An 18,987-nucleotide genomic window follows, 5' to 3' on the forward strand; every position below is an offset into this window, starting at 1 on the left:
TTTCACATATTGTAAAGAAGTAGAAAAGGGAGCCAAATAAATTATGGAATGGCTTCTCATTACCGGAACTATTTTATTGAGTGGATTTTTTTCGGGATCCGAAATTGCATTTGTAACGGCAAACAAACTCAAACTTGAAGTAGCTTCCAGAAAAAACAATCTCATCTCAAGTTCGATAGGTTTTTTTACTAAAAATCCGGACACTTTTCTCACAACTACTCTTGTTGGAAATAACATCGTAAATGTTGTTTATGCTACTTTAATGGCTCTGTTTCTTGTAGAACCCATTATGCATTACACTGAATTGTGGTTTGGTGTTGAGCCGTCATCATTTCAGATATTGGCAATACAAACATTTATAGCTTCGCTCATTATTATGCTTTTTGGCGAGATACTCCCTAAAGCTATTTTCAGAGCACAAGCAGATATCATGGTTAATGTGATAGCACTTCCATTGAGATTATTTTACTGGATATTAAGACCGTTGATTGCTATTGCAAACGGATCTTCCAATGTGCTGATCAAATGGTTGGTTCCTGATGCTGAAAAAACCGAACAATTTTATCGAAGGCAGGATGTGGAGCTGATCGTAAAGGAACTCAGGGAAAGCGGAGGAAGTGAAGATATTGATGAAGATGATTCTGAGATCTTGCATAATGTACTGGAGCTTTCAAATATGCGCGTTAAGGAATCCATGATCCCACGCATCGATATTGAAGCTGTGGATAAATCTACGCCAATTGAAGATGTGCTGAATACCATGATCGAATCGGGTCATTCAAAATTACCGGTGTACCGAGATAGTATTGACGATGTCATTGGTGTTGTATTTGCTCACGATTTTTTCAAAAACCCAAAGTCGTTGCATGAGATCATTCGTCCAATAAAATTGGTTCCTTCCAGTAAAAAGTCCAAAGATCTGATGCAGGAATTTCGTCAGTCTAATTTATCTGTAGCAATTGTTCTGGACGAGTATGGCGGAACAGCAGGAATGATCACCATCGAAGATCTCCTCGAAGAAGTAGTTGGTGATATTCAGGATGAATACGATACCGATAGTGAGGTAATGAAACGAATCGCGCCAAACAACTTTGTGGTAAGCGGAAATGTTGAAATTGATGAGTTAATGAATGCCTTCGAAGAAATTAAAATTCCTTTGGAACCTTCTCAGTATGATACCGTAGCGGGTTATGTTATCAATCATTTGGGGCGCATTCCAAAAGTGAATGAAGAAGTGCTGATTGAAGGCAATAAATTCATAATTAGTAAGGCAACTCAAAGCCGAATTGAGACAATAAGACTAACTATTATTGAGTAGGGCATATGTTTGATCATTATCCGAAGTGGTCGCAGGAATTTGCGAGAAAATACCTTAGCAGAACCATAAATACTTTTTTGATTCACGGAAACGTGCACGATATGGTTGCACTCAAAACCGATGAAGGAACAGAATTCAATCGTTTGAAGTCGTTTCTGTCAGATGAATTTTTTGGAGCCCGTGATTTTGTTGTGTTCTACGACAGAGCTTCCGGAATTTACTTCAGAGACAAAGAATCTCAACAGGATTTTAATCAGGCTATAGCAGGCCGAGACAGCATTGTTGGAACTGATTATGCCAAAAAGATGCCTAAGGATCCTGTCCGTGTGATGTCTTTACTGGAACAGTACTTCCGACTTCGTTTAGATCAAAAGAAAAGCATAGCGCTTATAATCGATTATGCAGAAACCATCATACCGATGAGTGATGCCGGTTCAACCGGAAACGAGGACAGAACTTCTCAGGTTTATTTATCACGATGGGCACATGACCCTATGTTTTTAGCTTCAGATTTTACTTGTGTGATGATCACCGAAAATCTTGCAGATCTGAATAAAACCATTGTTCAGAATCCATACACCACAGAGATCAAGATAAATATTCCGGGAGAGGAAGATCGTCTGGCGTTTGTAAAATATGAGACGCAAAACGACGATTTCAAAAAGTTATCGGATGTTTCTCCTGCGATCATAGCTCAGCAAACGGCCGGATTGAATTACGTGAATATCCGAAGTGTGCTTTCGAACGCTCGTGAAAATCAGGAGAAGATCACCTTCGATGGATTATCGGAAAACAAGAAAGATCTGATCGAAGCGGAAGCATATGGATTGTTAGAATTTGTGGAAACGCCGTATTCGCTCGATAACGTAGCGGGACATACTCATGTGAAGCAACACCTTCGTCAGGCGGTTAAAGCCCTTAAAGCAGGCCGACAGGATGTAATGCCGATGGGTTATCTGGTTTGTGGTCCGGTAGGAACGGGAAAAACCTTTTTAGTGACTTGTTTTGCAAGCGAAGTTGGAATACCAATGGTAAAACTGAAGAATTTCAGAAGCCAATGGCAGGGTGTAACGGAAGGAAATCTCGAAAAGATCTTGTCGTTGTTGAAAGCGATGTCGCCGGTAGCGGTGATGATCGATGAAGCCGACGCATATTTAGGCGATAGATCATCCGGAGGAGACAGCGGAGTTTCCAGCCGTGTGTTTTCGCAGATCGCTACTTTTATGAGTGATACCACCAATCGTGGTAAAATTGTTTGGTTTTTGATGACGGCTCGTCCGGATCTGATGCCTATCGATTTAAAGCGACAGGGTAGGGCGGAAGAGCATTTAGCATTGTTCCCACCTCATACCAAAGAAGAGCGAATTGAGCTGTATGAAGCAATGGCTAAGAAGACTAGCTTGAAGCTTACTGAGGATTATATTCCTGCAGTTGTTCAGCAAGGTTTAAAAACATTCTCGGGAGCCGATATGGAAGCGGCTTTAACACGAGCAAAATTCCGTGCAGCGGCAGAAGGCAGGAAGAAAGTCACACCGGAAATTCTGGATGCAGCATTAGCAGATTTCATCCCACCAACCTATCCGGAGGAAGTGGAATTACAAACTTTGAATGCAGTGATCGAATGTACTTCAAAAGAACTGTTACCAGAGCGCTATCGCGAGATGGACAGAAATGAGATTCTTTCTACAATCGAGGAATTGAAGTTTAGAGTAGGCTAAAGTTTCTAGAAACAAAAGACAAAACCCAAATTTCAAATTACAAAAGTGTAGTTTTCGGGTTCTGCATCAAAAGCGTTTGTTTGGAATGTTTCTCCATCCCAAGCTCTTGCTTGGGATTATTAGAAGGGAGCTCCTGCTCCCAATACTTTTTTTGATTACTCTATGGATTCTGAAAGTAGTCTAATACTATCTTGTCCTCCGTCAAAATATGATCAGTAAGGTGAAAGACTTCATCGATCCATTCATGTTCAAGTGATTCTTCACGATCTAAGAATCTCCCAAGCAATTCAACATTTGACCAAGGGGAGTTTTCTTTATTTACCATTCCTATTTGAAAGTTATCGTGATCCATTCTTATTTCAAATGGGAATGCAAATCTATGTTCAGGAATTTCATTGATTCCTCAATCACCTAAACTAATAACCCCAAAGGCAAATTTATCATCATGATTCTCTGTGAATTTAATGTAATAAACGGAATGGGCATTTCCGTTACTGTAAACAAATCGAGTTAATGTAGTAGATTTATGCCCAAAACATTCACATTTATTTTTGACTGGTTTACTGAATTCTATTTCAATCACATTTCTTAATTTTAGTTTTTCCATCCCAAGTTCTTGCTTGGGATGGCAATAAAGGAGCTCCTGCTCCCAATAAATAACGTTTAATATTGTACGGAATTGATCTGATCATTTCTAATCACATTCGGAAAGTAATCGTTTAAAAAAAGTAATTGATTTAATGAAAGTCTGGATTCCGGAGCAGCAAGCTGTTTACTTTATAAATCCTAAGTTTCTAATTTTTGCCCAATATTTTAATAATTCGACCATATACAATATCCGCTAAATTCCAGTTGTATAACTTGGGATCAGTTGTGCTTGTAAACTGAATAACCACTGCATCAATATCTTCGTCGTATTCGGCAATACTCTGATAACCGGGAACCCATCCTTTGTGATCATATTGATAAATTGAAGAGTAGATTTCCTGTTCTCCTTCTTCAAATAATGTCCCATTATTCAATGCACGCAGAAAGATCCCGACATCTTCAGCGGTGGCCAGCATACCATGCTCGTCTTCTTTTAAATCAAAAGGATGTCCAACGTGATATCCGCTCATCACGCTGTCAATATTTACTTCATCTAGTGATGCGAAAGTATTGTTAAGATTCAGCGGTGTCAGAACTTCTTTCTGAATGAACTGAAAGGTCTCATAACCCAGAATATTTTCCATGATCTTATTGAGCAACAGATAATTAGTATTGCAATATTCGTAGTCTTCATCGGGTTCAAAGTTAGCCGGTTTGTCCAGAATCAGTGCAAGACTTTCTTCGTAGGTTTGTGTTGGAGCAGCCCAAAAATTCGGGGCATCTGTAAAATTGGGAATACCGCTTCGATGCTTTACCATCATTCTCAAAGTGATTGTACTTGCATTTTCGATCCTTCCATCAAGTTCGGGTAGGTAATCAGCAAGAGTTTCATCGAGATCCAAACGACCGTCATTGACCAGTTTAGTAACAGAAACCGCAGTGTAGAGCTTGCTGATACTGGCGATCTTGAATAAAGCTTTAGGATTGGCGGGTATTCTATTTTCCTTATTGTGAAAGCCCGCTGCATAAAAAGCGGGAGGTTTGCCCCCCTCATCTACATAAACTATTATTCCATCAAAACCATGTTCGATCGCTTCATTTGCTTGATCCTGAACCGAGTCGGGCAGAGGTAATATCCACGCCCACACTAAAAGCCAGGGCACAAAGAATAAGGAAGTTATAGTGCCAACCAGCAATACTATTCTGAGTACAAGTTTTTTGGGTTTCTTTTTCATGTGATTTCAGGGCTTTTATCTTTTTGTTACCGGAATTGTTTTGGCTTCATGTTTTGACCGGCATCTTCTACGATCTGTTGAATTCTTTTTTGCCTTGTCTCATCTCTTTTAGCAGAAACTATCCAGTACAAGAGTTGTTTTTTAACAGATTTACTCAGGCTGTTAAAGTATTCCATTGAGCCATTATACTTTTCAAATGCTGATTTCAGATCCTCAGGAATTACAAGTGCTTCAACTTCATCTAAAATTGTCCAGGAGCCGTTTTCTTTTGCGACTTCAATAGTTTTGTAACCTGCTTCTTTCATAAGTCCCAGATCCATTAAAGTTTTAACTTTATCCTTATTGATCTTAGACCAATTACTTTTTGATTTTCGCTTACAGAAATACTGTCTGTATTTTTCATTATCTATGGCTTTTTTGGTGCTGTCTATCCAGCCAAAACAAAGCGCTTCATCTACTGATTCACTCCAGCTTAAATTATAGTTCGGAGATTTTTTCTTATAAAAGATAAGCCAAACAGCTTCTTTTTTATTGTGATTCAATTCGAGCCAATCTCTCCAATCCTTTTTGTCATTAGGACAAAACTCTTCAACATCTTTCATACTGTGTTTCGCATTTTCGCTAAGGATACTCCAATACCCAATAATTGTTACTAATATTTTAAGGGTTTGATCTGATCTTGTCTAGTTAGAACCGAAAAGTAAATCTGAATTAACAGGAATTGTAGTATGGAGTTTAGAAGAATCCTCTATTTCAAGATCTGATCCATCACCCAGGCAGTATGAGTAGCTGAATTTCCGGAAGAAGGGTGCAAAAAGTCCCTGTCCATCAACGCTCTTTTCATATTTTCAATATGATAAAACTGAATGTGTTCGGGATGTTCTATAAAGACTTTCTCTTGTTTGGTTTCGCTATCTAGTTCAATAGCTTCGTTCTTAAAAACAGAAAATCGGATCGTTCCTTTACTGCCGATGATCTCAACTTCATCTTCATAACGATAACTTCCAAAATTCCAGCTTCCCGATCCGGTGATTCCATTTTCGTAAATCCACGAACCCGTAACCGCATCTTTAGCAGTGTATAAACCGAGTTGATTGGTGCTTATTCCTTCAGTTGTTCGAACAGAACCGAAATAGTAACTGAACAGATCTAGTCCATGGCAAGCCAGATCATCGAAATAACCGGCTTTGGCTATTTTGGCATCGGTGCGCCAATTATAAGTGCCAAGAAGATCGATATCCTTTGGAGGACAGGAGTAGTTCCAGTTTATATGCCTGACCTCTCCGATATACTTTTGATCAAGCCATTCTTTGATTTTAAGAAAACGAGGTAATGACCGGCGATAATAAGCTACAAACAAAGGGATTTTTTCGATTTCGAAAGCCAGTGTAATCTCTTTGCATTCCTCATAGCTTGGTGCCATTGGTTTTTCAATACAGCACAGTTTTCCGGCTTTTGCAACTTTGAGCGCATATTCTAAATGGGAGTCGGGAGGAGTTGCGATATAAACAGCATCAACGTCGTCATCATTGATCAATAGATCAGCATCGGTGTAATGCTTTTTAACTTTATGACGCTCAGCGTAATCTTTCACTTTTTCTTCATCACGCCTCATTACAGCGATTAGCTCAAAGCCATCAACTTTTTGGTATGCCGGACCACTTTTAACTTCTGTTACATTACCGCAGCCAATAATTCCCCAACGTATAGTTTCCGAATTCATTTGGTAAAATTATCCTTATGCTTCTCCTAAGTAGGCGAGAACAAGCAATTACTTATAACCATTGTTGTACTTTCGTTATTTTATTGGCAGTTTTTGAGTTCAATACAATCAATTCTATCCAGAATATCAGTATAAATCGTCTTAAGATTATTAATTCCTTCATAGAATACCATATTACCTTGTGACCAATATTTTAAAAGTTCAATTATGTTTGAATCATTCTCTATTTCATTAAAATCCATAAAAGTCTCGTAATATGTACTATCAGATTCTTTAATGAGAACACTATTTCTATATGGAATAAAAGCAGCTTCGTGAGAAACAGCAATATTCCTCCAATTTTCTAATTGTTTATCACTGAAATTTGAAAAAGATTCCGCTTGATTTAATAAGTCTCGTAATTTCAAATCAGTTATATTATTTAATGTTCCGGTAGAAACTAGTTCATTATATGTGTCAGTTTTTAACTGCCAAGGATGGATATAATTAGGTCTGGCTATAATTTTTGAAGAATCTTGAGAATTGTTTTCAATTTTATTAATTAAAGCATTTAATTCTTTTGATAGATGTAAATATAATTCCTTATTTGATTCTATTTGCTGGATATTCCATGTTGCTTCTTCTTTTAAGCGAATTAAATATTGAACTTCCAATGCAGTCTTTTTCTGATCTTCATTCCAATTGTTAATTTGCAGGGCTATCAGAATTCCAATAACAACAAGGAAGATTTCTCCAACTGCATAAATAAGATACTTACTGAATTTGTTTTCAGTCAGCATCTTTTGTCTAATTTTTCTAAAGAATTTTATCATTGGTTATCGGTTAGTCATAATGAAGCACAACAAAGGCATTATACCCACTCTTTTTATGTAATTTTTAAAATAGTGGAGCTAATATGGATAAATGCAATTCAATTACCAAGACCGAATCAATTAGCATCGGTCGGACGGCTTAGAGCCGTCTGACCGATAAGTAGTAAAATGTCATTGCTTCCAAAAAGTAGGGGAGTACTTTGGAACGTCCAATACTGATCGTGAAAGAAATCAACTCAATGTTGAATCACGTTTTTTATTGGGTAAGTTCCTTATTCCTAGTTTTAAAATAAACGTAAAAACTCAAAATGATTGCTAATGAAGAAACAATCGTCATCACAGTTCCCGGTACGAAATTCACAAACCCACCCAGATCCATAAAAAGGAAATAACCTAAATCTGCAAGTCCGCCGGTAATAGCTGCAAGGAAAATTGCATTTCGGTTTCCTTTCCACACAAAGAATGCTGCAATGAAAGTCACGATCCCAATCCAAAAAAGGTTGAATCCGTGTTGTCCAATTATTGCTCCTGATGCTTCTGAATATTCCATCTGTACAAGACTTGGTTCAACTGCATCTGCAATACCTGCCACAGAGGAAGAAATATCATTAGTTAAAACTCCTTTCATGGTCATTATTCCGGCTAATATGTGAACAATGCCCCAGATGATCCACAAGATTGAAGAGGCCTTTAGCAGTATAGAAGTTTTCATTTTGTTTGTGATTTATAACTTATGAAATAGGAATTATGATGAGTCTGCCTACGGCTACAAATAGTGCAAGAAGCAATAGCGGTATGTTTTTCTTGATTGCATCATATTCCTTTCGTTGAATATGCAAACCCATGGCGCCCAGCATGGTCATGACAAGACCGATTGCTGCAACAGGTGTTAGTATCGGTAGCACATCAATCGCCATAGGCAATACGATACCAACGGCACCTAAAAATTCTAATAATCCTATTAGCTTGAATCCGGGTGTCGAAACGACATCTACCCAGTCACCCATTTTGGGCTTTAGTTCTTCTTTCGATTTAGCCAGTTTCATCAGGCCGGCCATGAGAAACATAGCAGCCAATAGTCCTTGAACAATCCAAAGTGCTGTATTCATATTTTCTATTTTTTTTGATTGATTAATATCATTGATCGTTTTGTTTAACTAGAAACAAATGTCAGGCATAGAGCAACCAATGTCATTAATGTACATTAAGAAATAAAAGAGGTGTACGAGTTACTTTTTGAGCGCTCTTGTTCTTTTAGCAGCGGAAAGTGCTTCAGGGGTTATACCCAAGTAGGAGGCAATCAGTTTTTGCGGAACTCGTTGTACGATATCCGGGTAGGTTTCGATAAAATGTTCGTAGCGCTCGATTGCTGAAGCACTCATTAACATAATTATTCGTTTTTGAAGTACGCCAAATCGTTTAATTATTTTTTTCGATTCTGTATCGTTGATGGATAGGTCATTCTTATCATTTAGAATGACGACCGAATCCTCTAAAGCATCAATAAACAATTCACAGGGTTTTTCCGGAGGAAGGCTATCTGCTACGATCCAATTTTCAGGAGCAAACATATAAATATGTTCTTTTCCTTTTTCGTCGATGGAATAACTACGCAACAACCCGGATTCAACTTGATAAACCTTAGTGTTTAAGTCACCTTTTCTTTGTAGAATTTGTCCTTTTTTTACTTCAATTTTATTCAAGTTCTCGGGATAGTTTTAATATGCTTCAAGGGTGAATGGAGTTTATGTGGCGACCGAATGGGAGAGATTGACATGTTAAGTACTTGGTATGACTTCGTTAGCTTTTGTACTCTTATATTTGCTTTTCGATATCAATCAAAATTCCGATAACAACAAGTCCTATTATTAATTTAATAGCTATTCCTTATTCCATTCATCAATCCATTCGCTGCCATAAATTTTAGCGACTACTATAAGTTTGTTTTTATAAACCCAACTCCAAATTTCTGGAAAACCCTGGATCTTAATTCTCCATTCGGTTTGATTAAAGTTAGGTTGTCCAAAAAGAAGGGTAGCAGCCTTTTTAGCTTGCTCTTCGTTTTGATAATTTATGATTATCTCGTAGAGTGGTTTGTTTTGTTCATTATCAAAGTAATAAACCACGGTTGGTATTTCAGGAATTGTAGTTTTTTGCGAGTATACAAGTCTAAAATCAGTATCGTTCTTAGTTTCTAATACCAGATCGCTTCCAATTACATTCTTGAAATCGGCCAAATTCATTCCAAAGTATATTTCCGAATTTATTTCGGACGGTAATACATTAAGAGCATTACTGGTTTTGTTTTGAGCCATACCTGAGGTATTACATAAAAATAATGAGATGAACAGAAGACATGTGATAGTATTATATTTTTTCTTCATTTTTTGGATGTTAAAATTAAGATTAATGAACATAATTGTTTCTTTTCGTTCTGTTTACATATTGTAAGTGATTGTCGGCTTCTTTTCTAAAGTTACGCTAAACAGTTCTTCTTTCTTATTTCTTCCTTTCAGTTCTATCTCTCCTTGAGAGAAATATTGATAGTTAGTATGGGGTAATAATTCTTTAATTGCTCCTGAGATCAGTAAGTCAGATTCTAATTCCTTACATAGACTTTGGATTCTAGCGGTCGTATTTAAGACATCCCCGGTAAATACGATTTCCTTTTTTAAGGCTCCAATTTCTCCAATAGTGACTTCACCAAAATGAATCCCTGCTTTGAAACCAATTTCAAAGCCAAATTCATGAAATAAAACTTCTTTTTGTTCATTGAGATGATCTTGTATGTCAAAGAAGCATTTGATGCAGTTTGCCTGGTTAGTTCCCTTGCCGGGTTTCCATGAAATCACGATTTCATCTCCTATGTACTGGTAGACTTCACCGAATGAATTGATGATGGGGTCTGACATAATATTGTAATAGGTGTCCAGTAACTTGAAGTATCTTATGTGTCCTAGAGTTTCGGCTATGGTAGTCGAAGATTTCATATCCAGGAACATAAAAATCCGCTTTTCAATTTTGGGTTGATGATATTTACCGGAAAAAAAATTTAACAGCACCTGATGTCCTAAGTTTTCACTTATAGCTGAATATATCAAACTAACCATAAGCTTTACAGACAAATGAAATAAGGTGATAAGGAAAGAAATACTTATCAGGAATCTGTACAATTGTTGCCAAGTATCAATTTCCAGCAAACTTGTGCCTGTTTCGAGCGTAAATGCGACAGGATATAAGATGACTATAACAGTAAGAAATAAGCTAAGGTAGATTAAGAATTTGTAAAAAAACTTGGCACTCAATGTTCGGTTCGAGAATCTCTTTTCTAAATAAACCACTTCCAGAGTTCCTACAATAAGCCCAACCACGACATTTGCCAGGCTAGCAAAAATCAGCACCGGGAAGGTGAATGTAATATCAGTATCTGGATTGAGATTTTGGTTACGCGTTGCATCGAACACCGTTATATCAATAATCCATCCAATCAATAACCAGATAATCGCAAAGGGGATGATCCTTGAAATGTTCCTTTTCGCTTTTGGGGATATTCTCACATTAAGTTGACGATGTTAGGTAAATACGAATGATGATTTATAATCTTCAACGGTTTTGTGTATGATTAGTGGCGGGGTTTAAGCAACTAATTTAGCAAATAAAAACCGAATAGAAAATCCGCGAGGATTTTCGTAAGTAGGCGAGAACCAGCCATTAATTATACACGGTGTTGTGCATAGTTTTTTAATTTTCCCAAACAGAATAATCGATAATTTTCCATTTTCCGTTTTCGTTTAAGAGCTTTCCACTACAACCTGCACCTTCTATTTTATAGTGAAGTTCAAAATCAGTTGTATCTTTTCCTATTTTTATTTTGTCAAATATTACATAGTCTTTGATTCCTTCGTTTTCCAATTCCGACATTGATAATATTCTAACTTTTTGTCCGAATTTATTTAAATTCAAACTTTTGTCAATCAGTTCAGATTCCAAAACTTTTACGGGTAATCTTTCTTTTACTTCTGGATGATAAATCCATTGAAGTTTGGGAAGGTCAAGTATTTTTTGAGCAATCAATTCGGTCTGATTCGATTCCGATTTTATTAATTCCGATTGAGTGATTGAGTTTTCAGAGTAAGATTGGTTTTCGGCTATGGTTTTCGGCGTATTCTTACAGGAAATAAACACTAAAATTATTAATATTATTCCGACTATTTTTTTCATTTTCGTGAGTTTTTCTCAAATTATACACAACATAAGAATATGACGCATTTTGTTCATCATATCCCGGTTTGATGTTTAAGTTTTACTCAAAATCTCGCCCAGCACCGTATCAAAATCCTTCTCCAACTTAGGCTCGAATTCATCTCCGGTGAGTAAACCAAATAATTCAGCATAACGCTCATATACTTCCATTCGGAATGAGTCGGGGAGATCGGGTAGCGTTTGTCCGTCTAAACCTTGAAAGTTGTGTTCCATCAGCCATTCCCGAAGAAATTCCTTAGAGAGCTGTTTCTGTGGCTCACCTTTGGCCTGACGTTCCTCATACCCATCTGAATAAAAATAACGGGAAGAATCGGTGGTATGAACTTCATCGATCAATGTGAGTTCACCGTTGTACAATCCAAATTCGTATTTAGTATCTACTAGGATCAATCCTTGTTTGGCTGCAACTTCAGTACCTCGCTGAAAAAGTTCAAAAGCAGTTTCTCTGATCTGATTCCAAAGTTTTTCCTCAACGATTCCGCGCTTCAGAATATCGGCTTCTGAGATGTCTTCATCATGACCTTCCGTAGCTTTGGTAGCAGGGGTGAGGAGAGGTACCGGAAACTTATCATGCTCTTTCAATCCTTCGGGAAGCGGTGCTCCGCATAATTCTCTCAAGCCTGACTTGTAAGTTCTCCATGCATGTCCGGTTAAATAACCACGGATCACAACTTCAATAGGAACCGGATCACATTTTTTGGCGATCGTCACATTCGGATGAGGTACATCAATAATGTGAGTTGCAACGATATCTTTTACTTTATCAAAAGAAAAAGCAGCCATTTGATTCAGGATCTGTCCTTTAAAAGGAATGGCTTGTTTCATGATGTAATCGAAAGCAGAGATGCGATCAGTTACAACAATGCCTAGCTTATCTGATCCAAGATCATATACCTCGCGGACTTTTCCTTTGTAGGATTGTAATCCTTCAACAGCTGTTTCTGTAATACAATGATCGAGTGCTTCCTGAGTAGTAAAGTTTGCGTTCACTTTATTTTTTAGAATTTTTAGTTGATCCTCGTTCTATGAGTTCCGGATCTATAGTTGTTTGAATGAGATCCTGATCAGGATTTCGAATAATTTCTGCTAATCTGGAAGTAGCCTGAACTCCCGTGGAATACATTTTCTGATTTACTGTAGTCAGATCCATATACTTTGAAAACTTGATGTTATCATAGCCCATCAAAGCGATGTCTTCCGGCACGCTCATTCCTAGTTTATTGATGGCATGAATAGCTCCAAGTGCCTGGGTATCATTAGCGCAAAAAATAGCATCCGGAAATTTACCCATTTCAGCATATTTATTTATGGCTTCAAATCCGGCTTCTTCCGTAAAGCCACCATGCTTTTCAGAATCGCCTGTAATGAAAAGGCTATCATCAATATTCATTTTATAATTCTTTAAAGCGTCAATAAAACCTCGCTCTCGTTCAGAAGAAGATTTGTTTTTGGTAACCGTACTGATCATTCCAATGTTTTGGAATCCATTTTTCACCAAATGTTCACCAGACATATATCCGCCTTTGTAATCATTCAGCATAAAATAGTTATAACTTTCATGAGCAGAGTTTACCAATACAACGGGTGTTTGTGTGGCTTGCATAACTTCATGAATTTTGTCAGTTACATCAATGGAAAGAAGTATGAGTGCATCGGCTGTTCCTCTGTCAAAGAAATTGTGAACAGCTTCTTCAGGATTCTTTGATCCTGTGTTATACAGGATGATATCCAGATCCATTTTACTGATCTCATCTTTTACACCTTTCAAAACTTCATTGAAGAACGGAGTGGTAAAAGAAGGTACAGCAATAGCAAGCATCTGTGGTTCTTTGCTGGCCAGTTTCCGTGCATTTACCTGTGGACGGAAATTCAGTTCCTTAATTACATCGTTTACCTTCACTTTAGTGTCCTCAGATACATTTTGAGAACCATTCAATACTCTCGATACGGTAGAGATAGCAACTCCGGCTCTTTTAGCTACCTCATAAATTGTCACTTTTTTATTCATAGACACTCCTGATGTAAGATGAACTCACCCATTAATCTTTAATTTTCAAAGCTGTAAAACACACTTTTGAATGAGCATGAAGATAGTGAACTTTTTGAAAGATATTTATTACGGTAATTTTAAATCTGAAGAGGAACTTTTTTCGTAGAATTTAGCATTATAGTTACTGTAAAATGACAAACCTTCTACAAATACCATATTCTCTTTTCAGGCCGATCTATGAAATGACTTCGTTTCACAGATCAGTGATTGAAGATGTAAGCGATGAAGAGCTGAAGCAAGCCTATAGTCATTGCAGAGCTATAACCCGTTATCACGCAAAGACTTTTTATTTAGCTACCCGATTTCTGCCAAACGACAAGCAAAGAGGTATTTTCGCAATCTACGGAATGTGCAGGTATCTGGATAACCTTGTTGATGAAGCTGAAGATCTCATCAAAGAAGAAAAACTCACGCTCTCACAAATAGATGAAAAGTTGGATGAGTTTAAAAAAGATCTGGATAAAGTTTACAACGGGTATACTGTTCATGATCCAATCCTTAGCGCATATGCCGATTCTTTAAAGAGATATAAAGTTTCTAAAGAATTACCTCTGTTGCTAATAGATGGAGTTCGCCAGGATCTTGAAATAACAAGATTTAAAAACTTTCAGGAGATATACGATTACTCTTTTAAGGTTGCTTCTGTAGTGGGATTGATGACTATCGAAGTTTTTGGATATACTTCTGATGAGGCTATTGAAAGAGCTACTGATCTTGGAATAGCTATGCAACTCACAAATATTCTCAGAGATGTTGGAGAGGATCTTGAACGCGGACGAATTTATCTTCCAAAAGAAGACCTCTTAAAGTTCAACATTACTGAAGAGGAGCTCTTTTCTAAAAATAAAAGTGATAATTTTATTGAGCTTATGAAATTTCAGATTGTAAGAGCCCGTGAATATTATGATCGTGCTTTTGCTGGAATTGAGATGCTGAACAAAGATAGTCGTCTACCTGTTTACCTTGCTCATAGAAATTATAGTCGAATTCTCGAAAAGATTGAAGAAAACGATTATGATGTTTTTAATAAACGTGCCTATCTGAATCAATCGGAGAAACTATACATTCTTCCCAAAGTGTTGCTCGACTTAAAAAAAGCAGTATAAATCCACTTGGAGAATCTCTTAGTAAAGCGGTATTATTCCTTAAATAAAAAACCGTTTTTAAATGCCAGAAATAAAGAAAGTACTTATTGCAAACCGTGGTGAAATTGCACTACGAGTAATTCATTCTTGTAAAGAACTAGGAATTAAAACAGTTGCCGTTTATTCAAGACCTGATGCAGCTTCGCCACACGTCCTGCACGCAGATGAATCTGTATTTATAGGTGAAGCAGCTTCATCAGAAAGTTATCTGGTAATGGATAAGATCATTGATGCAGTTAAAAAAACAGGCGCTGATGCTGTTCATCCGGGATACGGCTTTTTGAGCGAAAACGCTGCTTTTTCTGAGCGTTGTGAAAAAGAAGGAATTATCTTTATCGGCCCGAAACCACATGCTATTACAGTTATGGGTGATAAAACGGCTGCACGAGAATTGGTTACAAAGCTTGGTATTCCAACACCGCCGGGATTGAAGTCTGAATTAAAGGATCTGGAAGAAGCATCAACCATCGCTGATGAGATCGGTTATCCAATATTGGTGAAGGCGGCTGCAGGTGGTGGTGGTAAGGGAATGAGAATTGTTCATAAAAAGGATGAATTCGAAAGCAGTATTAAGGCAGCTAAGTCGGAAGCAAAGAATGCGTTTGGTGACGACAGGATCTACATCGAGAAATATCTGGAAGAGCCAAGACACGTAGAATTTCAGGTAGTGGCTGATATGCACGGAAATGTAGTTCATGTTTTTGACAGGGAGTGTTCTATACAACGAAGACATCAAAAAGTAATCGAAGAAGCTCCTTGTGCATTACTTACTCCGGAGTTAAGAGAAAAAATGGCTGAAGCTGCGATAAAAGCTACAAAAGGTTGTGATTATATCGGAGCAGGAACCATTGAGTTCTTAGTAGATAAACACCTGGATTTTTATTTTCTGGAAATGAATACCAGGCTACAGGTAGAACATCCTGTTACGGAAATGATCTCGGGAGTTGATCTGGTTGCAACTCAGATCTTAGTAGCTGAAGGGAAAAAACTTCCTTTTACTCAGGAAGACCTGAAGATCAATGGCCATTCTATCGAGTGCAGAATTTATGCAGAAGATCCTGAAGATAATTTTTTACCAAGTACCGGAATGTTGCATAAACATCGTGTACCAACAGGAGATGGAATTCGTGTAGATGCGGGTGTTGAAGAAGGGCAGGAGGTAACCATCAATTATGATCCGATGATCTCAAAGCTCACTGTGCATGGCAAAGACAGAAAATCTGCAATCAGTAAAATGCTCAGAGCCCTGGATGAATATGAAATAGTTGGTTGTAAAACAACGATCCCTTTTTGCGAGTTTACATTAAGACACGAAGATTTTGTTGAAGCCAAATATGATACTCACTTTGTTAAAGATCACTTCAATCCTGAAGAGCTTGAAAGCAAAGTGGACGAAGATATTCTGGCATTGGCCGCTACATTATTAAAACAAGTTGAAACAGAAGACCCCAAGGAAATGTTATCAGCCGGAAACAGTACTTCCGATTGGTGGCTAAACAGGAGATAACAAAATTATATGACTGAAGAACAAGCACTATTCAATAAAATATCAAAGCTGGCAACTGAACAAAGAAATGAGGCCAGCATGAAAATAGATGTTGCTTCACCTGAAGAAATTGTTCGCATTATTAATGAAGAAGATCAAAAAGTAGCAAAACTTGTTTCCCTGCGTTCTGAGATTATTGCGGAAGCCGTTGAAGCAATCAGTGAAAGCTTTAACCTTGGTGGCAGGCTACTTTATTTCGGAGCAGGAACCAGCGGCAGGTTAGGTGTAGTGGATGCTTCAGAATGTCCACCCACTTTTGGATCAGATCCTGAACTTGTGCAGGGTTTTATAGCGGGAGGTAAAGACGCTATGTATGAGGCAAAGGAAGGCGCTGAAGATTTTGAGGAGAACGGAGCCACTGATATCAGAGACAATGAGATCTTCCCACCCGATGTTGTTTGCGGATTAGCTGCCAGTGGCAGAACGCCTTATGTTGTAGGAGCTTTGAATGAAGCAAAAAAGAGAGGCTGTAAAACAATAATGGTTTCTACAGTTCCGAAAGAACAAATTGATGTGGATGCAGATTATATAATAGATGTTCCTGTAGGTCCCGAAGTAGTTATGGGAAGTACAAGAATGAAAAGCGGAACTGCTCAGAAAATGGTTCTGAATATGCTTACAACCGGCGCGATGATCAGACAAGGAAAAGTGTACGAAAATGTGATGGTAGACCTTCAGCTTACTAACAAAAAGTTGGTTGAAAGAGCTAAGAAGATCATTATGATATTCACAGATCTGAACTACGAAGAGGCAACTGAATATTTGAAAAAAGCTGATAATCATGTTAAAACAGCGATAGTAATGGCGCTAGGGAAGACTGAAAAGGAACACGCAGAAACCCTTTTGAAAAAACATAATGGCTTTATCCGTAAAGCAATCAAAGATATCTAGATTAATGAAAGCATTATTCAGTGTTTTTCTCTGGCTTTACTTTTCATTTCTTTTCGCTGTCTTTTTTGTACTGATCTCGATCGTGTTTGTATTTACATTTCCTTTTGACCCATACAGAAAGCTTCCCAACAGAGTGCTTGCTATAATGGCAAAACTTATGATGAAAGCCAGTCCAAAATGGAAGATCGATATTGAGGGAACAGAGAAGTTTGATCCCGAAGTGCCTACTGTTTTTGTTGCAAACCACCAGAGCTTTTTGGATATGGCACTGGCGTATCATTTACCATGGCAAATGAAATGGGTTTCTAAAAGAAGTCTTGCTTTGATTCCTGTTATGGGGTGGTTAGTATGGCTAACTGGGCACCTGACAATCAACAGAAGTAGTAAGTCAGCATTAAAAAAATTAGACAATCTGGTTCAACCACTGAAAGATAAAATCCCCGTAATGATATTCCCGGAAGGAACCAGAACATTAGATGGGCAAATTAGACGATTTAAGAACGGAGCTTTTCTGTTAGCTCATGAATACGGATTTAATATTCAACCAATTGTTTTAGAAGGTGGACATTTAGCAATGAAATCCGGTTCCAAGATCGTTGAACCAAATGTGAAATTTTCGATTTCTATTCTGGATCCAATAAATACTTCTGATTTTGAAGATATTAACATATTAAAAGACCATACTTATCAGTTAATAGATCGAGAATTGAAACGAATTAGGTCTAAGTGAGCTTTTTTGATCCTGATAAAATATATAAGCAAATGGAATATCAGCATAGGTTAATGCTATGTTTGATGTTTTCGCTTATTATTATGATCCTGATCTTCAAATTATGGCCTCACCTTGCAACAGAAAACACTGATAAAGTTTATATTGAACCTACTCAGGAAATTTTTGTAGAGCAATCTATAGCAACAAAACAAGAGACAACTCCCGCCAGCCCGCCAAAACCTCAGATTCCGGTTCCCGTCCCTACAGACGAAGTAATAGAAGAAGATATCGAATTGCTAGACTTTGAAGATATGTTGTCGTTGGAAAAGTTAGGAGAGGGAGAGGTTGGCCAAACAGGAGATTCGGATCAACCGGTGGCAAGTCCTCAAAGATCACCTACGCCTCTGAAAATTATAGAACCCGCCACCCCGGAAGAAGCACGAAATGCAGAAGTGATAGCGGAAGTGTATGTTACATTTTTGGTTGACAAACAAGGAATTGTAGAGGAGATATTTATCTCAAGTATCCGAAAATACGAGAAAAACGCTCGGGATTATGAAATTGTTCAGCAAATTGGATATGGAATAATGGGTGCTTCTCTTACCGCTGCAAAGAAATGGCGGTTTAATCCTGCTATAGATAACGGAAAGCCTGTTAAGGCCTACACAACTCAGGTTTTTTCTTTTGGTTTTTAAAGGTTGATATAAGTTAAGAATAGCTATATCATTGACGCCCAATCTAATTGATAGATTAAACGGAGAGGTGCCGGAGCGGTCGAACGGGCTCGCCTGGAAAGCGTGTGTGCCTCACAAGGGTACCGAGGGTTCGAATCCCTCCCTCTCCGCACTTATCAAGTTAAGTTAATTTGATCTCACCTCATTCAACTCTGTCTAGGTACTAGTACCCATAGAAATGGGAAGGTGTTCCCATTGATTAAGCCGAATAGATAAAAGATATTCCTAAAAATTATATTTAATCGTTGGCAT

At 37.7% G+C, this 18,987-nt stretch carries 21 protein-coding genes and 1 tRNA gene; 8 read left to right on the forward strand and 14 right to left on the reverse strand.

All coding sequences use genetic code 11. The features are described from left to right. Window positions 1–43 precede the first annotated feature (43 nt). Window positions 44–1,318, forward strand: a complete 1,275-nt coding sequence (locus tag A8B79_RS07295) for a hemolysin family protein (RefSeq protein WP_066220267.1) — start codon at window positions 44–46, stop codon at window positions 1,316–1,318. A gap of 5 nt (window positions 1,319–1,323) precedes the next feature. Next, window positions 1,324–3,036: an ATP-binding protein gene (locus A8B79_RS07300; protein WP_066220272.1), complete on the forward strand. Its 1,713-nt coding sequence runs from the start codon at window positions 1,324–1,326 to the stop codon at window positions 3,034–3,036. A gap of 160 nt (window positions 3,037–3,196) precedes the next feature. On the opposite strand, the gene A8B79_RS15950 is transcribed toward A8B79_RS07300, so the two are convergent. The 14 genes from A8B79_RS15950 to A8B79_RS07365 form a co-directional block, all read right to left on the reverse strand. After that, window positions 3,197–3,388 (reverse strand): hypothetical protein, encoded by a 192-nt coding sequence (locus A8B79_RS15950; RefSeq protein ID WP_082894099.1) that lies wholly within the window; start codon window positions 3,386–3,388, stop codon window positions 3,197–3,199. 51 nt (window positions 3,389–3,439) lie between these two features. Then, window positions 3,440–3,643, reverse strand: coding sequence for a hypothetical protein (locus tag A8B79_RS16025; RefSeq protein ID WP_153038382.1), 204 nt, complete (start codon window positions 3,641–3,643; stop codon window positions 3,440–3,442). A gap of 187 nt (window positions 3,644–3,830) precedes the next feature. Then, complete coding sequence (locus A8B79_RS07310) at window positions 3,831–4,859, reverse strand: serine hydrolase domain-containing protein (protein ID WP_066220274.1); 1,029 nt, start codon at window positions 4,857–4,859, stop codon at window positions 3,831–3,833. Between the two features lie 26 nt (window positions 4,860–4,885). Next, on the reverse strand, window positions 4,886–5,461 hold the full coding sequence (locus A8B79_RS07315) for a YdeI/OmpD-associated family protein (RefSeq protein WP_066220278.1): 576 nt from the start codon (window positions 5,459–5,461) through the stop codon (window positions 4,886–4,888). Between the two features lie 146 nt (window positions 5,462–5,607). Then, a complete protein-coding gene (locus A8B79_RS07320; RefSeq protein WP_066220281.1) occupies window positions 5,608–6,582 on the reverse strand; it encodes a Gfo/Idh/MocA family protein in 975 nt (324 codons plus the stop codon). 80 nt (window positions 6,583–6,662) lie between these two features. After that, a complete protein-coding gene (locus tag A8B79_RS07325) occupies window positions 6,663–7,394 on the reverse strand; it encodes a DUF6090 family protein (RefSeq protein ID WP_153038383.1) in 732 nt (243 codons plus the stop codon). A gap of 256 nt (window positions 7,395–7,650) precedes the next feature. After that, window positions 7,651–8,106, reverse strand: coding sequence for a hypothetical protein (locus tag A8B79_RS07330; protein ID WP_066220287.1), 456 nt, complete (start codon window positions 8,104–8,106; stop codon window positions 7,651–7,653). A 19-nt stretch (window positions 8,107–8,125) separates the two neighbouring features. Continuing rightward, window positions 8,126–8,503, reverse strand: a complete 378-nt coding sequence (locus tag A8B79_RS07335) for a DoxX family protein (protein WP_066220290.1) — start codon at window positions 8,501–8,503, stop codon at window positions 8,126–8,128. 120 nt (window positions 8,504–8,623) lie between these two features. Next, the gene (locus A8B79_RS07340; RefSeq protein WP_066220294.1) at window positions 8,624–9,097 is read right to left on the reverse strand and encodes a Crp/Fnr family transcriptional regulator; all 474 of its coding nucleotides are present in this window, start codon (window positions 9,095–9,097) and stop codon (window positions 8,624–8,626) included. A gap of 177 nt (window positions 9,098–9,274) precedes the next feature. Beyond that, window positions 9,275–9,709, reverse strand: a complete 435-nt coding sequence (locus A8B79_RS07345) for a hypothetical protein (RefSeq protein WP_153038384.1) — start codon at window positions 9,707–9,709, stop codon at window positions 9,275–9,277. A 123-nt stretch (window positions 9,710–9,832) separates the two neighbouring features. After that, window positions 9,833–10,885 (reverse strand): adenylate/guanylate cyclase domain-containing protein, encoded by a 1,053-nt coding sequence (locus tag A8B79_RS07350; protein WP_082894100.1) that lies wholly within the window; start codon window positions 10,883–10,885, stop codon window positions 9,833–9,835. A 250-nt stretch (window positions 10,886–11,135) separates the two neighbouring features. Continuing rightward, window positions 11,136–11,615 (reverse strand): hypothetical protein, encoded by a 480-nt coding sequence (locus tag A8B79_RS07355; RefSeq protein WP_066220300.1) that lies wholly within the window; start codon window positions 11,613–11,615, stop codon window positions 11,136–11,138. Between the two features lie 75 nt (window positions 11,616–11,690). Next, on the reverse strand, window positions 11,691–12,647 hold the full coding sequence (locus tag A8B79_RS07360; protein ID WP_066220303.1) for a phosphoribosylaminoimidazolesuccinocarboxamide synthase: 957 nt from the start codon (window positions 12,645–12,647) through the stop codon (window positions 11,691–11,693). Between the two features lies 1 nt (window position 12,648). Continuing rightward, window positions 12,649–13,665: a LacI family DNA-binding transcriptional regulator gene (locus A8B79_RS07365; RefSeq protein ID WP_066220306.1), complete on the reverse strand. Its 1,017-nt coding sequence runs from the start codon at window positions 13,663–13,665 to the stop codon at window positions 12,649–12,651. Window positions 13,666–13,838: 173 nt separating this feature from the next. On the opposite strand from A8B79_RS07365, the gene A8B79_RS07370 reads away from it, so the two are divergent. From A8B79_RS07370 to A8B79_RS07395, 6 genes are all read left to right on the forward strand, one after another. Beyond that, window positions 13,839–14,813 carry a phytoene/squalene synthase family protein gene (locus A8B79_RS07370; RefSeq protein WP_082894101.1) on the forward strand — a complete coding sequence of 325 codons (975 nt, stop codon included), beginning with the start codon at window positions 13,839–13,841 and terminating at the stop codon, window positions 14,811–14,813. A 61-nt stretch (window positions 14,814–14,874) separates the two neighbouring features. Continuing rightward, window positions 14,875–16,359, forward strand: coding sequence for an acetyl-CoA carboxylase biotin carboxylase subunit (gene accC, locus A8B79_RS07375; RefSeq protein ID WP_201118518.1), 1,485 nt, complete (start codon window positions 14,875–14,877; stop codon window positions 16,357–16,359). A 9-nt stretch (window positions 16,360–16,368) separates the two neighbouring features. Then, complete coding sequence (murQ, locus tag A8B79_RS07380) at window positions 16,369–17,289, forward strand: N-acetylmuramic acid 6-phosphate etherase (RefSeq protein WP_066220313.1); 921 nt, start codon at window positions 16,369–16,371, stop codon at window positions 17,287–17,289. A gap of 4 nt (window positions 17,290–17,293) precedes the next feature. Continuing rightward, window positions 17,294–18,019, forward strand: coding sequence for a lysophospholipid acyltransferase family protein (locus A8B79_RS07385; protein WP_082894102.1), 726 nt, complete (start codon window positions 17,294–17,296; stop codon window positions 18,017–18,019). Beyond that, window positions 18,016–18,696, forward strand: coding sequence for an energy transducer TonB (locus A8B79_RS07390; protein ID WP_066220319.1), 681 nt, complete (start codon window positions 18,016–18,018; stop codon window positions 18,694–18,696). Before A8B79_RS07385 ends, A8B79_RS07390 begins: the two co-directional genes overlap by 4 nt. Window positions 18,697–18,757: 61 nt before the next feature. After that, a tRNA-Ser gene (locus A8B79_RS07395) sits at window positions 18,758–18,845 on the forward strand. The last annotated feature ends 142 nt before the right edge of the window (window positions 18,846–18,987 follow it).

The sequence above is a fragment of the Balneola sp. EhC07 genome (assembly GCF_001650905.1).
Taxonomy (GTDB): domain Bacteria; phylum Bacteroidota; class Rhodothermia; order Balneolales; family Balneolaceae; genus Balneola.

Bases quoted from the DNA above. Each gene is read 5' to 3' on its own strand.
- A8B79_RS16025 (WP_153038382.1), bottom strand. From the start codon at position 3,643: ATGGAAAAACTAAAATTAAGAAATGTGATTGAAATAGAATTCAGTAAA.
- accC (WP_201118518.1), top strand. From the start codon at position 14,875: ATGCCAGAAATAAAGAAAGTACTTATTGCAAACCGTGGTGAAATTGCA.
- A8B79_RS07320 (WP_066220281.1), bottom strand. From the start codon at position 6,582: ATGAATTCGGAAACTATACGTTGGGGAATTATTGGCTGCGGTAATGTA.
- A8B79_RS07325 (WP_153038383.1), bottom strand. From the start codon at position 7,394: ATGATAAAATTCTTTAGAAAAATTAGACAAAAGATGCTGACTGAAAAC.
- A8B79_RS07300 (WP_066220272.1), top strand. From the start codon at position 1,324: ATGTTTGATCATTATCCGAAGTGGTCGCAGGAATTTGCGAGAAAATAC.
- A8B79_RS15950 (WP_082894099.1), bottom strand. From the start codon at position 3,388: ATGGATCACGATAACTTTCAAATAGGAATGGTAAATAAAGAAAACTCC.
- A8B79_RS07330 (WP_066220287.1), bottom strand. From the start codon at position 8,106: ATGAAAACTTCTATACTGCTAAAGGCCTCTTCAATCTTGTGGATCATC.
- murQ (WP_066220313.1), top strand. From the start codon at position 16,369: ATGACTGAAGAACAAGCACTATTCAATAAAATATCAAAGCTGGCAACT.
- A8B79_RS07335 (WP_066220290.1), bottom strand. From the start codon at position 8,503: ATGAATACAGCACTTTGGATTGTTCAAGGACTATTGGCTGCTATGTTT.
- A8B79_RS07365 (WP_066220306.1), bottom strand. From the start codon at position 13,665: ATGAATAAAAAAGTGACAATTTATGAGGTAGCTAAAAGAGCCGGAGTT.
- A8B79_RS07315 (WP_066220278.1), bottom strand. From the start codon at position 5,461: ATGAAAGATGTTGAAGAGTTTTGTCCTAATGACAAAAAGGATTGGAGA.
- A8B79_RS07370 (WP_082894101.1), top strand. From the start codon at position 13,839: ATGACAAACCTTCTACAAATACCATATTCTCTTTTCAGGCCGATCTAT.
- A8B79_RS07310 (WP_066220274.1), bottom strand. From the start codon at position 4,859: ATGAAAAAGAAACCCAAAAAACTTGTACTCAGAATAGTATTGCTGGTT.
- A8B79_RS07345 (WP_153038384.1), bottom strand. From the start codon at position 9,709: ATGGCTCAAAACAAAACCAGTAATGCTCTTAATGTATTACCGTCCGAA.
- A8B79_RS07295 (WP_066220267.1), top strand. From the start codon at position 44: ATGGAATGGCTTCTCATTACCGGAACTATTTTATTGAGTGGATTTTTT.
- A8B79_RS07355 (WP_066220300.1), bottom strand. From the start codon at position 11,615: ATGAAAAAAATAGTCGGAATAATATTAATAATTTTAGTGTTTATTTCC.
- A8B79_RS07385 (WP_082894102.1), top strand. From the start codon at position 17,294: ATGAAAGCATTATTCAGTGTTTTTCTCTGGCTTTACTTTTCATTTCTT.